The sequence below is a fragment of the Mycolicibacterium confluentis genome (genome assembly GCF_010729895.1).
Taxonomy (GTDB): domain Bacteria; phylum Actinomycetota; class Actinomycetes; order Mycobacteriales; family Mycobacteriaceae; genus Mycobacterium; species Mycobacterium confluentis.
This window is the reverse complement of the sequence record NZ_AP022612.1, coordinates 3,004,327-3,019,164: the sequence shown is the minus strand read 5'-3', so window position 1 is coordinate 3,019,164 and position 14,838 is coordinate 3,004,327. Positions and strand designations below refer to the sequence as shown.

General features: G+C 67.3%; 18 protein-coding genes. 11 read left to right on the top strand and 7 right to left on the bottom strand.

Annotated elements, in window-relative coordinates:
* The first annotated feature begins 9 nt into the window (after nucleotides 1-9).
* The gene (locus G6N34_RS14025) at nucleotides 10-2,715 is read left to right on the top strand and encodes an FtsK/SpoIIIE family DNA translocase (RefSeq protein ID WP_407663230.1); all 2,706 of its coding nucleotides are present in this window, start codon (nucleotides 10-12) and stop codon (nucleotides 2,713-2,715) included.
* A 58-nt stretch (nucleotides 2,716-2,773) separates the two neighbouring features.
* Here G6N34_RS14025 and G6N34_RS14020 read toward each other — a convergent pair whose 3' ends face one another.
* Nucleotides 2,774-3,286: an amino-acid N-acetyltransferase gene (locus G6N34_RS14020; protein WP_085152707.1), complete on the bottom strand. Its 513-nt coding sequence runs from the start codon at nucleotides 3,284-3,286 to the stop codon at nucleotides 2,774-2,776.
* Nucleotides 3,287-3,340: 54 nt separating this feature from the next.
* Here G6N34_RS14020 and pgsA point away from each other — a divergent pair, with 54 nt between their 5' ends.
* The 4 genes from pgsA (at nucleotide 3,341) to pspM (ending at nucleotide 6,120) form a co-directional block, all read left to right on the top strand.
* Complete coding sequence (gene pgsA / locus G6N34_RS14015) at nucleotides 3,341-3,949, top strand: CDP-diacylglycerol--glycerol-3-phosphate 3-phosphatidyltransferase (protein WP_085152708.1); 609 nt, start codon at nucleotides 3,341-3,343, stop codon at nucleotides 3,947-3,949.
* An 85-nt stretch (nucleotides 3,950-4,034) separates the two neighbouring features.
* The gene (gene clgR, locus G6N34_RS14010) at nucleotides 4,035-4,361 is read left to right on the top strand and encodes a transcriptional regulator ClgR (protein ID WP_085152595.1); all 327 of its coding nucleotides are present in this window, start codon (nucleotides 4,035-4,037) and stop codon (nucleotides 4,359-4,361) included.
* Nucleotides 4,362-4,476: 115 nt separating this feature from the next.
* Nucleotides 4,477-5,280, top strand: coding sequence for a phage shock protein PspA (pspA, locus tag G6N34_RS14005; protein WP_085152594.1), 804 nt, complete (start codon nucleotides 4,477-4,479; stop codon nucleotides 5,278-5,280).
* An 18-nt stretch (nucleotides 5,281-5,298) separates the two neighbouring features.
* Nucleotides 5,299-6,120 carry a phage shock envelope stress response protein PspM gene (gene pspM / locus G6N34_RS14000; protein WP_085152593.1) on the top strand — a complete coding sequence of 274 codons (822 nt, stop codon included), beginning with the start codon at nucleotides 5,299-5,301 and terminating at the stop codon, nucleotides 6,118-6,120.
* A gap of 11 nt (nucleotides 6,121-6,131) precedes the next feature.
* On the opposite strand, the gene G6N34_RS13995 is transcribed toward pspM, so the two are convergent.
* Nucleotides 6,132-6,539, bottom strand: coding sequence for a DUF5313 domain-containing protein (locus tag G6N34_RS13995; protein WP_085152592.1), 408 nt, complete (start codon nucleotides 6,537-6,539; stop codon nucleotides 6,132-6,134).
* 11 nt (nucleotides 6,540-6,550) lie between these two features.
* Nucleotides 6,551-6,991 carry a limonene-1,2-epoxide hydrolase family protein gene (locus tag G6N34_RS13990; protein ID WP_085152591.1) on the bottom strand — a complete coding sequence of 147 codons (441 nt, stop codon included), beginning with the start codon at nucleotides 6,989-6,991 and terminating at the stop codon, nucleotides 6,551-6,553.
* A 35-nt stretch (nucleotides 6,992-7,026) separates the two neighbouring features.
* Between G6N34_RS13990 and G6N34_RS13985 the strand changes: the two genes are divergently transcribed.
* The 6 genes from G6N34_RS13985 (at nucleotide 7,027) to G6N34_RS13960 (ending at nucleotide 11,648) form a co-directional block, all read left to right on the top strand.
* On the top strand, nucleotides 7,027-8,190 hold the full coding sequence (locus G6N34_RS13985; protein WP_085152706.1) for a glycosyltransferase: 1,164 nt from the start codon (nucleotides 7,027-7,029) through the stop codon (nucleotides 8,188-8,190).
* 9 nt (nucleotides 8,191-8,199) lie between these two features.
* Nucleotides 8,200-8,394, top strand: coding sequence for a DUF3046 domain-containing protein (locus tag G6N34_RS13980; protein ID WP_085152590.1), 195 nt, complete (start codon nucleotides 8,200-8,202; stop codon nucleotides 8,392-8,394).
* A gap of 13 nt (nucleotides 8,395-8,407) precedes the next feature.
* Nucleotides 8,408-9,097 (top strand): alpha/beta fold hydrolase, encoded by a 690-nt coding sequence (locus G6N34_RS13975; RefSeq protein WP_085152589.1) that lies wholly within the window; start codon nucleotides 8,408-8,410, stop codon nucleotides 9,095-9,097.
* Between the two features lie 151 nt (nucleotides 9,098-9,248).
* Nucleotides 9,249-10,298, top strand: coding sequence for a recombinase RecA (gene recA, locus G6N34_RS13970; RefSeq protein ID WP_085152588.1), 1,050 nt, complete (start codon nucleotides 9,249-9,251; stop codon nucleotides 10,296-10,298).
* Nucleotides 10,267-10,791 carry a recombination regulator RecX gene (gene recX, locus G6N34_RS13965; protein ID WP_085152587.1) on the top strand — a complete coding sequence of 175 codons (525 nt, stop codon included), beginning with the start codon at nucleotides 10,267-10,269 and terminating at the stop codon, nucleotides 10,789-10,791. The genes recA and recX overlap by 32 nt, the downstream gene beginning before the upstream one ends.
* 35 nt (nucleotides 10,792-10,826) lie before the next feature.
* Nucleotides 10,827-11,648 (top strand): TIGR03560 family F420-dependent LLM class oxidoreductase, encoded by an 822-nt coding sequence (locus G6N34_RS13960; RefSeq protein WP_085152586.1) that lies wholly within the window; start codon nucleotides 10,827-10,829, stop codon nucleotides 11,646-11,648.
* A 3-nt stretch (nucleotides 11,649-11,651) separates the two neighbouring features.
* On the opposite strand, the gene G6N34_RS13955 is transcribed toward G6N34_RS13960, so the two are convergent.
* From G6N34_RS13955 to G6N34_RS13940, 4 genes are read right to left on the bottom strand one after another with little or no spacing between them, the layout of a single operon-like run.
* Complete coding sequence (locus G6N34_RS13955; protein WP_085152585.1) at nucleotides 11,652-12,512, bottom strand: amino acid ABC transporter permease; 861 nt, start codon at nucleotides 12,510-12,512, stop codon at nucleotides 11,652-11,654.
* Entirely contained in the window at nucleotides 12,512-13,192 is a 681-nt protein-coding gene (locus G6N34_RS13950) for an amino acid ABC transporter permease (protein ID WP_085152584.1), read from the bottom strand. Before G6N34_RS13950 ends, G6N34_RS13955 begins: the two co-directional genes overlap by 1 nt.
* A 43-nt stretch (nucleotides 13,193-13,235) precedes the next feature.
* The gene (locus G6N34_RS13945) at nucleotides 13,236-14,048 is read right to left on the bottom strand and encodes a glutamate ABC transporter substrate-binding protein (protein ID WP_085152583.1); all 813 of its coding nucleotides are present in this window, start codon (nucleotides 14,046-14,048) and stop codon (nucleotides 13,236-13,238) included.
* A 17-nt stretch (nucleotides 14,049-14,065) separates the two neighbouring features.
* Nucleotides 14,066-14,794 (bottom strand): amino acid ABC transporter ATP-binding protein, encoded by a 729-nt coding sequence (locus tag G6N34_RS13940; RefSeq protein WP_085152582.1) that lies wholly within the window; start codon nucleotides 14,792-14,794, stop codon nucleotides 14,066-14,068.
* Nucleotides 14,795-14,838: the final 44 nt, after the last annotated feature.

Here is a 14,838-nt window from a genome sequence, read left to right as displayed (position 1 = left end):
TGCTCCTCGATGAAACCGACGTGTGACGCCCTTCACCCTAACGGGATGCAGGTAACGAACAGGTCTCGGCGGGGTCGCGTGACCAGTGTGGCGGATGGTGCAGATGGTGTCTATGCGATTAGGCTGGCCCGCATGGCTAGTAAGACCGTTGCCCGAACCGGCGCCAAAACGAGCAGGTCAGGCGCCGCTTCGCGGACCAGCTCGAAGTCGGGCCCCAAGCCCAAGCGGCCCGCGCCACCCCGAAAGAAGGCTCCAGCCCGCCGGCCGAGGAATCAGCCTTCTCCGGTTGCGGCCGCGGGGGTCGCCGTCGGGCGCGCCTCACGCGCGACGTGGTTGATGCTGGCGCGCGGCGCGGGCAGCACCGCTCGATCGGTTGGCCGGGCCCGCGACATCGATCCCGGACACCGGCGCGACGGCATCGCGTTGGCGCTGCTCGGGGTCGCAGTCGTGATCGCCGCGAGTTCGTGGTTCGAGGCGGCCGGCCCGGTCGGTGCCTGGATCGACGGCGCGCTGCGCACGCTGGTCGGATCGGCGGTCGTGGTGCTGCCGCTGCTCATCGGCGGCATCGCCGTCGTCCTGATGCGCACCGCGCCGAATCCTGAGGTGCGACCCCGGCTGATCCTGGGCGCCTCGATGATCGGTCTGCCGGTGTTGGGTCTCCTGCATCTCTGGGCGGGTTCGCCCGCGGCGCCGGGCGCACGCCAGGATGCGGCGGGCTTCGTCGGCTTCGCCATCGGGGGACCGCTGTCAGAGGGGCTCACCCCGTGGATCGCGGCCCCGCTTCTGGCCATGGGAGTGGTGTTCGGGGTGCTGCTGTTGACCGGTACCACCATCCGCGACGTGCCCGCGACGCTGTACCACATGTTCAGCACCAAGCTGGGCCGCTACGAGGACGACTACTACGACGACGACGACGACTACGACGACTACGACGAATCCGCCGACGACGACGCTCAGGACTTCTCCGACGGCTACTACGACGACCCGGTGGCCTATTCCGCCGAGGAGCCACAGGCTTGGCCCGGCGGCACGCCGCAGGAGAACTACCCGCTCGATGAGGCGACGGTCGCCGACGCGCCGACCGTCCCCGAACCGGCCGTGGTGCCCCGTCCACGCAAGCGCAAGGCGCCCAAGGATGATGCGGACACCAAGGGTGTCAAGGACACCAAGGTGCTCGACCGGTCACTCGACCGTGTCATCGAGGGGCCGTACGCGCTGCCGTCGCTTGACCTGCTGGTCGCCGGCGAGCCGCCCAAGCTGCGCAGTGCCGCCAATGAGGCGATGGAGAACGCCATCACCTCGGTGCTTCAGCAGTTCAAGGTCGACGCGGCGGTGACCGGATGCACGCGGGGTCCGACCGTCACGCGCTACGAGGTCGAACTCGGGCCTGGCGTGAAGGTCGAGAAGATCACCGCACTGCACCGCAACATCGCCTACGCGGTGGCCACCGAGAGTGTGCGCATGCTCGCGCCGATCCCGGGCAAGTCCGCCGTCGGCATCGAGGTGCCCAACACCGACCGCGAGATGGTGCGCCTGGCCGACGTGCTCACCGCACCGTCCACGCGACGCGATCACCACCCGTTGGTGATCGGATTGGGCAAGGACATCGAGGGCGACTTCATCTCGGCCAACCTTGCCAAGATGCCGCACCTTCTGGTCGCCGGTTCAACCGGTTCCGGTAAGTCCAGCTTCGTCAACTCCATGCTGGTGTCGCTGTTGGCCCGGGCCACCCCGGAGGAGGTCAGGATGATCCTGATCGACCCGAAGATGGTGGAACTGACGCCGTACGAAGGCATTCCGCACCTGATCACGCCGATCATCACCGAACCCAAGAAGGCCGCCGCCGCGCTGAGCTGGCTGGTCGAAGAGATGGAGCAGCGCTACCAGGACATGCAGGCCTCGCGCGTGCGGCACATCGACGTCTTCAACGAAAAGGTGCGGTCGGGTGAGATCTCGGCGCCGCTGGGCAGCCAGCGTGTGTACAAGCCGTACCCCTACATCCTGGCCATCGTCGACGAGCTCGCCGACCTGATGATGACCGCGCCCCGTGATGTCGAAGAGGCCATCGTCCGGATCACCCAGAAGGCGCGCGCCGCGGGCATCCACCTGGTGCTGGCCACGCAGCGCCCGTCGGTGGACGTCGTGACGGGCCTGATCAAGACCAACGTGCCGTCGCGGTTGGCGTTCGCGACGTCGTCGCTGACCGACAGCCGCGTCATCCTGGACCAGCCGGGTGCCGAGAAGCTGATCGGCATGGGCGACGGGCTGTTCCTGCCGATGGGTGCCAACAAGCCGATCCGTCTTCAGGGTGCCTTCATCACCGACGAGGAGATCCACGCCGTCGTCAGCGCCACCAAGGACCAGGCCGAACCCGAGTTCGTCGAGGGAGTCACGGCCGTCAAGGCCGGCGAGCGCAAGGATGTCGACCCCGACATCGGCGACGACATGGACGTCCTGCTGCAGGCCGTCGAACTCGTGGTGTCCTCGCAGTTCGGCTCGACCTCGATGCTGCAGCGCAAGCTGCGGGTCGGTTTCGCCAAGGCCGGTCGTCTGATGGACCTCATGGAGACGCGCGGCATCGTCGGCCCGTCGGAGGGCTCGAAGGCGCGTGAGGTGCTGGTCAAGCCGGACGAACTGGCGGGCACGCTGGCTCTTATCCGCGGCGGATCCGATGCCAACGGCGGCGACGCCGACGACGACGAGGCGCCGTTCTGACCCTGGCTCCCAGCCCGCGAGCGACCCAACCGGTCGCTCGCGGAGCGACGTTCGCGGTCTACAGGATCAACAGCATCCGCGTGTTGCCCAGGATGTTGGGCTTGACGTAGCTCAGGTCCAGGAACTCCGCCACGCCGATGTCGTAGGACCGGCACATCTCCTCGTACACCTCGGCGGTGACGGGCGTGCCCTCGATCTCACGGAATCCGTGCCGACCGAAGAAGTCGGTCTCGAAGGTGAGTACGAACAGGCGCTGCAACTGCAGTTCGCGGGCCACCTCGAGCAGTTTCTTCACCACGGCGTGCCCGGCCCCGCGCCCCTTGACCTTGGGGTCGACCGCGACGGTGCGCACCTCGCCGAGATCCGACCACATCACGTGCAGCGCGCCGCAGCCGATCACCTCGCCGTCGAGTTCGGCGACCCAGAACTCCTGCACCGATTCGTACAGCGTGACCAGGTTCTTCTCGAGCAGGATCTTGCCCGCGTAGGTGTCGACAAGACGCTTGATGGCGGGCACATCGGAGGTCCGGGCACGGCGCACAATCGGCGAGATGGTCTGCGGGTCGCTCACGGGTGGACAGTATCGGTTGCCGATGGCGCGCACGCCACCGGATATTCTGTGTCGGTGACGGGGCAACCAGAGACTCAGCCTGCGGCCCCGGGCCCCTCGATTGCCAATGTCGCGAACCTGCTCACCGCGTTCCGGTTGGTCCTCGTTCCGGTGTTCCTGTTGGTCCTGTTCATCGGCGACGGACATGAGTTCGGCAGCCGGATTACGGCATTTGCGATCTTTGCCGTGGCCGTGATCACAGACCGGCTTGACGGACAGATCGCCCGCAAGTACGAGATCGTCACCGAATTCGGCAAGCTCGCCGATCCGATCGCCGACAAACTGCTGATCGGCTCGGCGCTCATCGGACTGTCCATGCTGGGGGATCTGCCCTGGTGGGTCACCGTGGTCGTGCTGTGCCGCGAGGTGGGCATCACCGTGCTGCGATTCGCGGTCCTGCGCCGCGGAGTGATCCCGGCCAGTCGCGGCGGCAAGCTCAAGACGCTGGTCCAGGCCGTCGCCATCGGCCTCTTCATCCTGCCGCTGCACGAGTGGCCGTCGGTGTGGCTGACCACGGCCTGGGTGGTGATGTGGGCCGCGATCGTGCTGACGATCGTCACGGGCATCGACTACCTCGTATCAGCGGTGCGAGATTTTCGAACGGTTCCTCGGGAACCAAACTGAGCGCCCTCGGCGTTGTCATCACAAGGTCCACCCATGGCTGGTCCATGGCGAATGGTCCGCTCCCCAAAAGCTGTAAGGAGACACGATGACGCTTCTGCTGCGCGAGGTGGTCGGCGATGTCCTGCGTCGGGCCCGCATCTCCCAGGGACGCACCCTGCGTGAGGTCTCCGACTCTGCCCGGGTCAGCCTCGGCTACCTGTCCGAGGTCGAACGCGGCCGCAAAGAGGCCTCCAGTGAGCTGCTCAACGCGATCTGCACGGCGCTGGACGTACCGTTGTCGGAGGTGCTCTCCGACGCCGGCGAGCACTTGGCGCGCAATGAGCGGTCCGCGATGTCGGCGGCCGGTGCCACTCGGATCGACGCCGGCACCAAGGTCGTGATTCCGCCGGTCGTCACCATGGCGGTCGCCTGAGCCGTGTCCTTGGCCCGATTTGGGTCCGAGAGTGTGGTGAACTGCGCTGACCCGATAAATTGGTCAACGCAGGGTGAGTCCGGCAGACACCGACAACGTTAGGCGGCATGAACTCATGGCCAATCCGTTCGTTAAGGCGTGGCGCTACCTGATGGCGCTGTTCAACTCCAAGATCGACGAGCACGCCGACCCCAAGGTGCAGATCCAGCAGGCCATCGAGGAAGCCCAGCGGCAGCACCAGGCCCTGTCGCAGCAGGCTGCGCAGGTGATCGGAAACCAGCGCCAGCTCGAGATGCGCCTGAACCGGCAGCTGGCCGACATCGAGAAGCTGCAGGCCAATGTCCGCCAGGCGATCACGCTCGCCGATCAGGCCGTCGGCTCCGGCGACGCCGCCAAGGCCACCGAATACAACAACGCCGCCGAGGCGTTCGCGGCCCAACTGGTGACCGCCGAGCAGAGCGTCGAAGACCTCAAGGCGCTGCACGACCAGGCGCTGCAGGCCGCTGGGCAGGCCAAGAAGGCCGTCGAGCAGAACGCGATGGTGCTCCAGCAGAAGATCGCCGAGCGCACCAAGCTGCTGTCCCAGCTCGAGCAGGCCAAGATGCAGGAACAGGTCAGCGCCTCGCTGCGGTCGATGACCGAGATCGCCGCGCCGGGCAACACCCCGAGCCTCGACGAGGTGCGGGACAAGATCGAACGCCGCTACGCCAACGCCATGGGCGAGGCCGAGCTGGCGCAGAATTCCGTGCAGGGTCGCATGCTTGAGGTTCAGCAGGCCAGCGTTCAGATGGCTGGGCATTCCCGGTTGGAGCAGATCCGCGCCTCCATGCGCGGTGATTCGCTGACCGCCGGATCTGCCGACGCCACCCCGGCGGCGCCGGCAGCCGAGCCCAGCGCCGAGAAGCCGCTCAGCCAATAACTTTCAGGAGACGTCTCGATGGCAGCCAAGCCCTTCGCCAAGCAGTGGAGCGCAGTCCTGCAGCGTGGGATTGACGGGGTCAGCGAGGCTGCTGACGTCGTCGCCCACAAGCTCAGCGTGGCCGCGGACCCGAGGGCTCGGCTGCTGCGTAAACGCAAGTGGGCGTTCCGGATCGGCCTGCTCTTCGGGTTCGGCACCGCGTTGTTCGCGTTGGTCACCGCACTGCTGGCCACCTGGAACACCCCGGTGTGGGCGCTGCTGATCACGGGCCTGCTCGCGGCGGGCTCGGCTTTTCCGATGACGCTGGCGTTCCTGCGCTACCGCTGGCTGCGCGCCACCCCGCTTCCGGCGCAGCGGCCCGCGGCCACGCGTCGCCTTCCCCCGCACGGTTCGGCGGCCCGCCCGGCGATGTACGCCCTCGGCGCCTCGGAGCGTGGGCTGTTCTCACTGCTCGGGGTGATGGAGCGCAACCGCCTGCTGCCCGAGGACGAGATCGCCGATCTCACGGCGGCGGCCAACCAGACCGCGACCGCGATGGCCGCGACCGCGGCCGAGGTGGTGTCGATGGAACGCGCGGTCACCACCAACGCCGCGTCCCGCCAGTACCTGGTGCCGACCATCAACGCCTACACCTCGCAGTTGGGCAACGGTGTGCGTCAGTACAACGAGATGGTCACCGCCGCAGCGCAACTGGTGTCCGCAGCCAGCGGCGGCCAGGACGCGGCGGCCCAGTGGCCGCAGTCCCGACGGGACTACCGCGGCGAATTGACCACGGCCACCGACAAACTGCTCGGCTGGGCGCAGGCGTTCGACGAGCTGGGTCAGCTGCGCCGCGCCTGACGCGACCCCGACTAGACGTCGTGGCTTGAGCGCGGCCCGGTCCGCGGGCCGTAGCGCTCCTCGTAGGCGCGGTGGACGTGCGCCTTCTTCTGCCGCGAGATCTCATCGACCAGACCGGGATCCAGGTTGTGCACCCGCAGCATGTGGCGGCGCCAGACCTTGTTCAGCGCGTGCGAGAAGTACACGAACGGGATCAGGATCGGCACCGTCATGCTCAGATGCACGTCGAGCGTCGTCGGAATCAGCCAGAACGGCATGACGATCACGAAGGCCGGGATGAACATCCGGACCATCATGCGGCGCGTGGCGCCCCTGCCGGCCAGGTCGTTGCGTACCCAGTCACTCATGGTGTCGGGCAGGCGCCCGCCGTAGCTGTATTTGATGTACTGCCAGGGGTTCGGTGTGCGTGCGTCGCTCATCGACGGACTGCTCAGAAGTGCGGGCGCAGCCCGGGCAGTACCGCTCCCAGCAGTCCGCGCACCACGCCCTTGGCGATGGCGAACAGGTCAAAGTAGTCGCGCCACAGCGTGATCCGGCCGTCGCGCACCTCGAAGACGCCGCACACCCAGAACTGCATCCGAACGCGGCCGACTGAGAGCGCGTCGGTGCGCTCGTTGAGCACCGATCCGCCCTCGGCCACGCTGCGGTGGAACTTGACGTCGAAACCGAAGCTGTCGCGGTCCATGCCCTTGAAGATCTTGATGGTGCGGGCGCGGCCGCGAATGATCGGGAAGCCCACGTTCTGGTAGACCACGTCATCGTCGAGCAGGCTGCCCGCGGTGTCGAGGTCCTTGTCGCGCAGCGCGAAGAGGAACTTCTCCACGACCGCGATGTCAGTGTCAGTGCTGAGTTCGGTGCTCTGCTCCGTCATGCGGTCAGCCTAAACCGCTGTGGCAGTCTGTGGCGATGCGTCTCGCCGTGGTTGCCGGCCCCGATCCAGGGCATTCGTTCCCCGCCATCGCCCTGTGTCAGCGATTTCAGGCCGCGGGAGCCGATCCGACTCTGCTGACCGGCGTCGAGTGGCTCGACACCGCCCGTGCGGCCGGACTGAAGGCGGCCGAACTGCTGGGCCTCGACCCCACCGAGGACGACGATGACGCTGACGCGGGGGAGAAGATCCACCGTCGAGCAGCGCGGATGGCAGTGCTCAACGCGCCGGTGATTCGTGAACTCGCGCCCGATCTCGTCGTCTCCGACGTCATCACCGCGTGCGGCGGGATGGCCGCCGAACTGCTCGGCCTGCCGTGGGTCGAACTCAACCCCCACCCGCTGTATCTGCCGTCCAAGGGACTGCCGCCCGTGGGCAGCGGCCTGGCGCCGGGTACGGGCCTGCGTGGGCGCCTGCGGGACAGTCTCATGCGCAGGCTCACGGCGCGCTCGCTCAAACAGGGGCTGGCGCAGCGTTCGGCGGCACGGGTCGGTATCGGGCTGCCCGCCGATGATCCCGGTCCGCTGCGTCGCCTGATCGCGACACTGCCCGCGCTCGAGGTCCCGCGCCCCGACTGGCCGGACGAGGCCGTGGTGGTGGGCCCCCTGCACTTCGAGCCGACCTCCGATGTCCTGACTCCGCCGCCCGGGGACGGGCCACTGGTGGTGGTTGCGCCGTCGACGGCGACGACCGGTGCGGCGGGAATGGCCGAACTCGCGATCGAGTCGCTGGTGCCAGGGGAGGCGCTGCCGGCCGGTGCGCGGGTGGTGGTGTCGAGACTGGGCGGTGCGGATCTGAACCTGCCGCCGTGGGCGGTCGCCGGGTTGGGCCGGCAGGACGAACTGCTGCGGCATGCGGATCTGATGATCTGCGGGGGCGGGCACGGCATCGTGTCCAAAACCCTGCTCGCCGGGGTGCCGATGGTTGTCGTGCCCGGTGGCGGGGACCAGTGGGAGATGGCGAATCGTGTTGTGCGGCAAGGCAGTGGTGAGCTGATCCGGCCGCTGTCCGGACCGGCGTTGGCCGCCGCCGCGGCGAAGGTGCTGGCGTCGCGCAGCCATACCGAGGCCGCGCGTTCGGCCGCGGCGTCCGTCGCGACGGTGGCCGATCCGGTACAGGTGTGCCAAGACGCACTTGGGTAGGTTGTCGGTGTGCGACTGACCGAATTCCGTGAACTCGTCGAGCACCAGTTCGGCGCCGTCCGGGGGGCGTCGCTGGTGGTCGACCACGTGCTGACCGAACTGGGTGGCCGGACGGCCGCCCAGGCGATCGAGGCCGGCGTGGAACCGCGTGATGTGTGGCGCGCGCTGTGCGCCGATTTCGACGTCCCGCGCGATCAATGGTGAAAGCATCGGCCCGGTGAGCACCGTCGTTCTGGTCCACGGGGCCTGGCATGGCGCCTGGTGCTGGGAGCTTCTGGTCCCGGAACTGGAGCGGCGCGGACATCGGGCCATCGTGGTCGATCTGCCCTGTGACGACCGCGACGCCACCCTGGCCGACTACGCCGACGTCGTGGCTGAGGCGATGAACGCCTGCTCGGACGGCGACACGGTGGTGGTCGGGCACTCGCTGGCCGGCCATGTGCTGCCGCTGGTCGCTGCGCGGCGTCCGGTGAGCCGCCTGGTCTTCCTGTGCGCCATGGTGCCCGACCCGGGGCGCAGCCAGGCCCAGCAGGAACGCGACGAAGACCTGATGGATCCGCGGTATCTGAGCGGTCTGAGCCGTGCGGACGGGTGCACGTCGTGGAGCGATCTCGACTTGGCGCGGGAGATGTTTTACGCCGACTGCCCCGACGACGTGGCGGCGGCGGCCGCGGTGCGGTTGCGGCCGCAGAGCTACGGCGTGGTGCGCGAGGTCTGGACGGATCCGCTGCCGGCCGTGCCGTCGACCTACATCGTGTGCACGGAGGACCGGATGGTGTATCCGTCCTGGTCACGGCAGGTGGCGGTGGAGCGGTTGGGGGCGGACCTGGTCGAACTGCCGGGTGGACATTCGCCGTTTCTGTCCCGGCCCGAGGCGCTCGCCGAGGTGCTCGACGGGTTGGCCTGACACACCCGGCGCGCCTACTTGCTTTCGAACACCTGTTCGCTAGTCTGGTGGAAGTTCGATCGATGATTCCCAGACTTGTCGGTGCCCTGATCTAGCGTCACGGCCAACCGACCGAGAACCGGTCAACCACGACTACCGGAGAGGTACCACCATGGCGCAGGCACCCGATCGCGAGAAGGCCCTCGAACTGGCGATGGCCCAGATCGAGAAGAATTTCGGCAAAGGCTCGGTGATGCGCCTCGGTGAGGAGGCGCGGCAGCCGATCTCGGTCATCCCCACCGGATCCATCGCCCTGGATGTCGCCCTGGGCATCGGCGGCCTGCCGCGTGGCCGCGTCGTCGAGATCTACGGCCCGGAATCCTCGGGTAAGACCACGGTGGCCCTGCACGCGGTGGCCAACGCTCAGGCCGCCGGCGGCATCGCGGCCTTCATCGACGCCGAGCACGCGCTGGACCCCGACTACGCCAAGAAGCTCGGTGTCGACACCGACGCGCTGCTGGTGTCGCAGCCCGACACCGGTGAGCAGGCGCTGGAGATCGCCGACATGCTGATCCGGTCCGGCGCGCTGGACATCCTGGTCATCGACTCGGTGGCGGCCCTGGTGCCTCGCGCCGAGATCGAGGGCGAGATGGGTGACAGCCACGTCGGCCTGCAGGCCCGGCTGATGAGCCAGGCGCTGCGCAAGATCACGGGCGCACTGAGCAACTCCGGCACCACCGCGATCTTCATCAACCAGCTCCGCGAGAAGATCGGCGTGATGTTCGGCTCGCCCGAGACCACCACGGGTGGTAAGGCTTTGAAGTTCTACGCCTCCGTGCGCATGGACGTGCGACGCATCGAGACGCTCAAGGACGGCACCGACGCGGTCGGCAACCGCACCCGCGTCAAGGTCGTCAAGAACAAGGTGTCGCCGCCGTTCAAGCAGGCTGAGTTCGACATCCTCTACGGCAAGGGCATCTCCAAGGAGGGCTCACTGATCGATATGGGTGTGGAGCAGGGCTTCATCCGCAAGTCCGGGTCCTGGTTCACCTACGAGGGTGAGCAGTTGGGTCAGGGCAAGGAGAACGCCCGCAACTTCCTGTTGTCCAACCCCGAGACGGCCGACGAGATCGAGAAGAAGATCAAGGAAAAGCTCGGCATCGGTGCCGTGATGACCGACGATCTGGCCGATGACGTCCTGCCAGCCCCAGTCGACTTCTGACCCGGCCAAGCGCACGGAGCAGGCGCGGGCGCTGTGCCTGCGTCTGCTCACCGTGCGGGCACGGACACGGGCCGAACTCGAGGGTCAGCTGACCAAGCGGGGCTATCCCGAGGACGTGAGCGCCGCGGTGCTCGACCGGTTGACCGATGTCGGCCTGATCGATGACGCGGACTTCGCCGAACAGTGGGTGCGCTCGCGGCGGGTCAATGCCGGAAAAGGCAAGCGCGCCTTGGCTGCCGAGCTGCGGACCAAGGGCGTCGATAACGAGGTCATCGAAGAGGCGTTGGCCGACATCGACGCGGGCGCCGAGCGCCAGCGGGCCGAGGAACTGGTGCGCGCCAAGCTGCGCCGCGAGCGCTTGGCCGATGACGATGACACTAAGGTCATGCGTCGGCTGGTGGGCATGCTGGCCCGCCGCGGTTACAGTCAGGGCCTGGCGTTCGACGTGGTCAACGTCGAGTTGGCAGCCGAACGAGAGCGTCGCCGGGTCTGAGGTCCTTCCTGGCGATGAGCGGGTAGGTTGCGGACATGCTGGTCTCCGCCAAACTCGCGCCCGTGTTCGACTATCCGGTCCTCGAACAGTTCTGGCGCGCCGCCGACGATCTGGGATTTCACGGTGTCTGGAACTACGACCACTTCTACGGACTGGTCGATCCCGAGCAGCCGACGTACGAGGGCTGGACGTCGCTGGCGGCTATGGCAGCGGTGACGCAGCGCGCCCGGATCGGCTGCCTGGTCAGTTCGGTGACATTCCGCAATCCGGCGGTGCTCGCGAAGATGGCGGTGACCGTCGACCACATCTCCGGTGGCCGGCTGGAATTCGGCATCGGTGCGGGATGGCACGAGAATGAGCACGCCGGCTACGGCCTGGCGTTTCCCAGCCCGGGGCGGCGGGTCGCCATGCTGGACGAGGCGCTCACCGTGATCCGCGGGCTGTGGGCGAATGACCGGTTCAGCCACGCCGGGCAGTTCTTCACGGTCGACGACGCGTTGGCAAACCCGAAGCCGCTGCAGCGGCCGCACCCGCCGATCGTGATCGGCGGCGGCAAGCCCAAGATGCTGAGGGTCGTCGCCCGCCACGCGGACGAGTGGAACATGCCCGCCCAGGGCGCCGACGAGTGGGCTGCGACCAGCGCGCGTCTCGACGGCGCGTGTGCCGAGGTCGGTCGCGATCCTTCGGACATCCGCCGTTCGGTGCAGCTGTTCCTGCATCCCCAGGACCCCGCGCAGATGGACAAGGAACTGGCCACCCTGCCGGAATACGAGGCGGCGGGCTGCCAGCATGTGGTGTTGTCGTTTTATCAGCCGCCGAACACCCAGCAGCTCGAGCGGGCGGCCACCCTGATCTAGGGGTCAGTCGCCCGGTTCCAACGCGTGCGCCCGCACGGGTTCGGGCGTGCGCCGCGATCGGCGCAGCCGACGTTCCAACCACGTCGCGAACGCTGAGAGGCCGAAGTTGATGGTGATCAACACGAGTGCCACGACGATCAGGGCCGGGATGTAGTTGCCGTAAGCCCCGGCCACATTGGTGGCCTGGCGCACGACCTCCAGGTAAAGGATCTGGTAGCCGATCGCGGTGTCCTTGAGCACCACCACCATCTGCGAGATCAGCACCGGCAGCATCGCGGTGACCGCCTGCGGCAACTGCACCGACCGCATGGTCTGGCCCCACCGCATTCCGAGTGCGGAAGCGGCCTCGGCCTGGCCCTTGGGCAGCGAATGGACACCGGCCCGGATGATCTCGGCGATCACCGCGCCGTTGTACAGGGTCAGGCCCGTGACCACACCGGCCAGCGCCTGATACTTCGACGGCACGACGTCGTACGCGCCGAAGAGCGCGAAGCTGAAGATCATCATGATCAGGACGGGCACGGCTCGGAAGAATTCGACGAACACCGCGGACGGCCAGCGCACCACGGCGTGGGGGGACAGGCGGCCGATGCCGAGGAGGAAGCCGAGCACCATCGCGGCCACGATCGAGAGCGCGGCCGCGATCAGCGTGCCCTGCAGGCCCGGCAGCAGGTAGGTCTTCCACAGGTTGGCGGTGAAGAACGGCGACCACTTCTCCGCGGTCAGCTGATCCTTCTCGGCGAACTGCCACAGCACCGCGGCGGCCACTGCCGCGAGAACGACCACCGTCGCGGCCGTGGCGATGCGGTTGCGAGCCCGGGCGCGCGGCCCGGGTGCGTCGAAAAGGACTGAGGCGCCCGACATCAGCGTCTCACCGCCAGTCGCCGGCCCAGCCAGCCGAACAGCAGACCCATCGGCAGCGTCAGCAGTACGAACCCGGCGGCGAAGATCGTGCCCACCGTCAGCAGGGCCGCGGTGTTCTCCGTCAACTCCTTCATCAGCAGCGCCGCCTCGGCGACGCCGATGGCAGAGGCGATCGTGGTGTTCTTCGTCAGGGCGATCAGCACCGACCCCAGCGGGATGATCACCGCGCGAAATGCCTGCGGCATCAGGATGAATCGAAGATTCTGGGTGAACGTCAGCCCCAGCGACCGCGCGGCCTCGGCCTGCCCGATTGGGACGGTGTTCACTCCCGAGCGGACGGTCTCACACACGAAGGACGCGGTGTAGACCGTCAGCCCGAGGACCGCGAGCCGAAAGTTGCTGTCCGCGATGGAGGTTGTCGAATTCGGATCGACCAGCGTGATTCTCAGGGTCTGGCCGAGGCCCAGTGAACAGAACACGATGATCAGCGTGAGCGGGGTGTTGCGGATGATGTTGACGTACGCCGTGCCGATCCAGTTCAGCACCGGCACGGGCGCCAGTCGCATCGCGGCCAGCGCCGTGCCGAGCACCAGCGCGCCGAGGCCCGAGTACACGGTCAGCTTGATGGTCATCCAGAACGCCGCGAAGATCGCATCGCGGTACTCGGTGAATATCTCCATCGGGGCGTCGGAATCTTTCGTGTACTCGGGCTGGGCGGTTCGGTCAGGAGCGGTCGACGGCGGGCGGCGTGGGCGCGGTCAGACCGGCCGGGCCCAGGTTCTTCTCGAACGCGGCCGTCCAGGCGCCGTCGGCGGCCATCTTCTCCAGGGCGTCGTTGATCTTGGTCTGCAGTTCGGTGTCGTCCTTCTTCAGGCCGATGCCGTAGCGCTCCTCGGAGAACGGTTCGCCCACAAGCTTGAGCTTGTCGGGAGCCTGCGCCACATAGCCGGCCAGGATCACCTGATCGGTGGTGACGGCGTCGATGCCGCCGTTCTTGAGCGCGTCGACACACGCCGAGTACGTGTCGTACTGCTGCAACTGAACACCCGGGAACTCAGCCTTGATCTTCTGCGCCGGAGTGGAGCCCGACACCGAGCACAGCTTCTTGTTGTTCTGCAGCGACTCTTTGCCCGTGATGTCGGTGTTGTCGGCGCGCACCATCAGGCTCTGCCCGGTCAGCAGGTACGGGCCGGCGAAGGAGACCTTCTCCTTGCGGGCGTCGGTGATCGAGTACGTCGCGACGATGTAGTCGACCTGATCGTTCTGGATCATCGTCTCGCGCTGCGGCGACGGCGACTCCTTCCACTCGATCTGCTCGGGTGTGTAGCCGAGTTCGCCCGCGACGTAGGTGGCCACGTCGACGTCGAAGCCGGTGACTGTGCCGTCGGGGTTCTTGAACCCCAGCCCGGGCTGGTCGAACTTGGTCCCGATCACGATCTTGTTCTCGTCGCCGCCACCGCCGCACGCTGTCAGCGCCAGGGGGAGGGCGGCGGCCAGCGCTACGGCGGCCGCCACGCGGAATCGCATGGTGGACATGGGGTTTCCTTTCGCGATCAATGGTTGAGGATCTTGCCGAGGAAATCCTTGGCGCGATCGGTCTTCGGGTTGGAGAAGAACTCTTCGGGCGGAGCGTCCTCGACGATCGCGCCGTCGGACATGAACACCACACGGTCGGCGGCCCGGCGCGCGAACCCCATCTCGTGGGTGACCACGAGCATCGTCATGCCCTCCTCGGCCAGGGCGGTCATGACCGCCAGGACCTCGTTGATCATCTCGGGATCCAGCGCGCTGGTGGGCTCGTCGAACAGCATCACCTTGGGCTTCATCGCCAGCGACCGCGCGATCGCCACACGCTGCTGTTGGCCGCCGGACAACTGGGCCGGATACTTGTCGGCCTGATTGGCCACCCCGACGCGCTCCAGCAGGGCCATGGCCTCGGTGCGGGCCTGCGACTTGCCGGTCCTGCGGACCTTGACCGGCGCGAGCATGACGTTCTCGACGATGGTCTTGTGGGCGAACAGGTTGAACGACTGGAACACCATGCCCACGTCCGAGCGCAGCTGGGCGAGCCTGCGGCCCTCCGCAGGCACTGCCTGCCCGTCGATCGCGATGGTCCCCGAGTCGATGGTCTCGAGACGGTTGATGGTGCGGCACAGCGTGGACTTGCCGGAACCGGACGGGCCGAGAACGACGATCACCTGCCCACGAGAGACGTCGAGATTGATGTCCTTGAGGACATGCAGGGTTCCGAAATGTTTGTTGACCTCATGTAGTGAGATCATCGGCACGGTGTCGAGATGATCGGCATCGGCGGCCATGCGCCAAG

Bases quoted from the DNA above. Each gene is read 5' to 3' on its own strand.
- G6N34_RS14025 (WP_407663230.1), top strand. From the start codon at position 10: ATGAAACCGACGTGTGACGCCCTTCACCCTAACGGGATGCAGGTAACG.
- clgR (WP_085152595.1), top strand. From the start codon at position 4,035: ATGACGCTTCTGCTGCGCGAGGTGGTCGGCGATGTCCTGCGTCGGGCC.
- pspA (WP_085152594.1), top strand. From the start codon at position 4,477: ATGGCCAATCCGTTCGTTAAGGCGTGGCGCTACCTGATGGCGCTGTTC.
- pspM (WP_085152593.1), top strand. From the start codon at position 5,299: ATGGCAGCCAAGCCCTTCGCCAAGCAGTGGAGCGCAGTCCTGCAGCGT.
- G6N34_RS13995 (WP_085152592.1), bottom strand. From the start codon at position 6,539: ATGAGCGACGCACGCACACCGAACCCCTGGCAGTACATCAAATACAGC.
- G6N34_RS13990 (WP_085152591.1), bottom strand. From the start codon at position 6,991: ATGACGGAGCAGAGCACCGAACTCAGCACTGACACTGACATCGCGGTC.
- G6N34_RS13985 (WP_085152706.1), top strand. From the start codon at position 7,027: ATGCGTCTCGCCGTGGTTGCCGGCCCCGATCCAGGGCATTCGTTCCCC.
- recA (WP_085152588.1), top strand. From the start codon at position 9,249: ATGGCGCAGGCACCCGATCGCGAGAAGGCCCTCGAACTGGCGATGGCC.
- recX (WP_085152587.1), top strand. From the start codon at position 10,267: ATGACGTCCTGCCAGCCCCAGTCGACTTCTGACCCGGCCAAGCGCACG.
- G6N34_RS13960 (WP_085152586.1), top strand. From the start codon at position 10,827: ATGCTGGTCTCCGCCAAACTCGCGCCCGTGTTCGACTATCCGGTCCTC.
- G6N34_RS13955 (WP_085152585.1), bottom strand. From the start codon at position 12,512: ATGTCGGGCGCCTCAGTCCTTTTCGACGCACCCGGGCCGCGCGCCCGG.
- G6N34_RS13950 (WP_085152584.1), bottom strand. From the start codon at position 13,192: ATGGAGATATTCACCGAGTACCGCGATGCGATCTTCGCGGCGTTCTGG.
- G6N34_RS13945 (WP_085152583.1), bottom strand. From the start codon at position 14,048: ATGTCCACCATGCGATTCCGCGTGGCGGCCGCCGTAGCGCTGGCCGCC.
- G6N34_RS13940 (WP_085152582.1), bottom strand. From the start codon at position 14,794: ATGATCTCACTACATGAGGTCAACAAACATTTCGGAACCCTGCATGTC.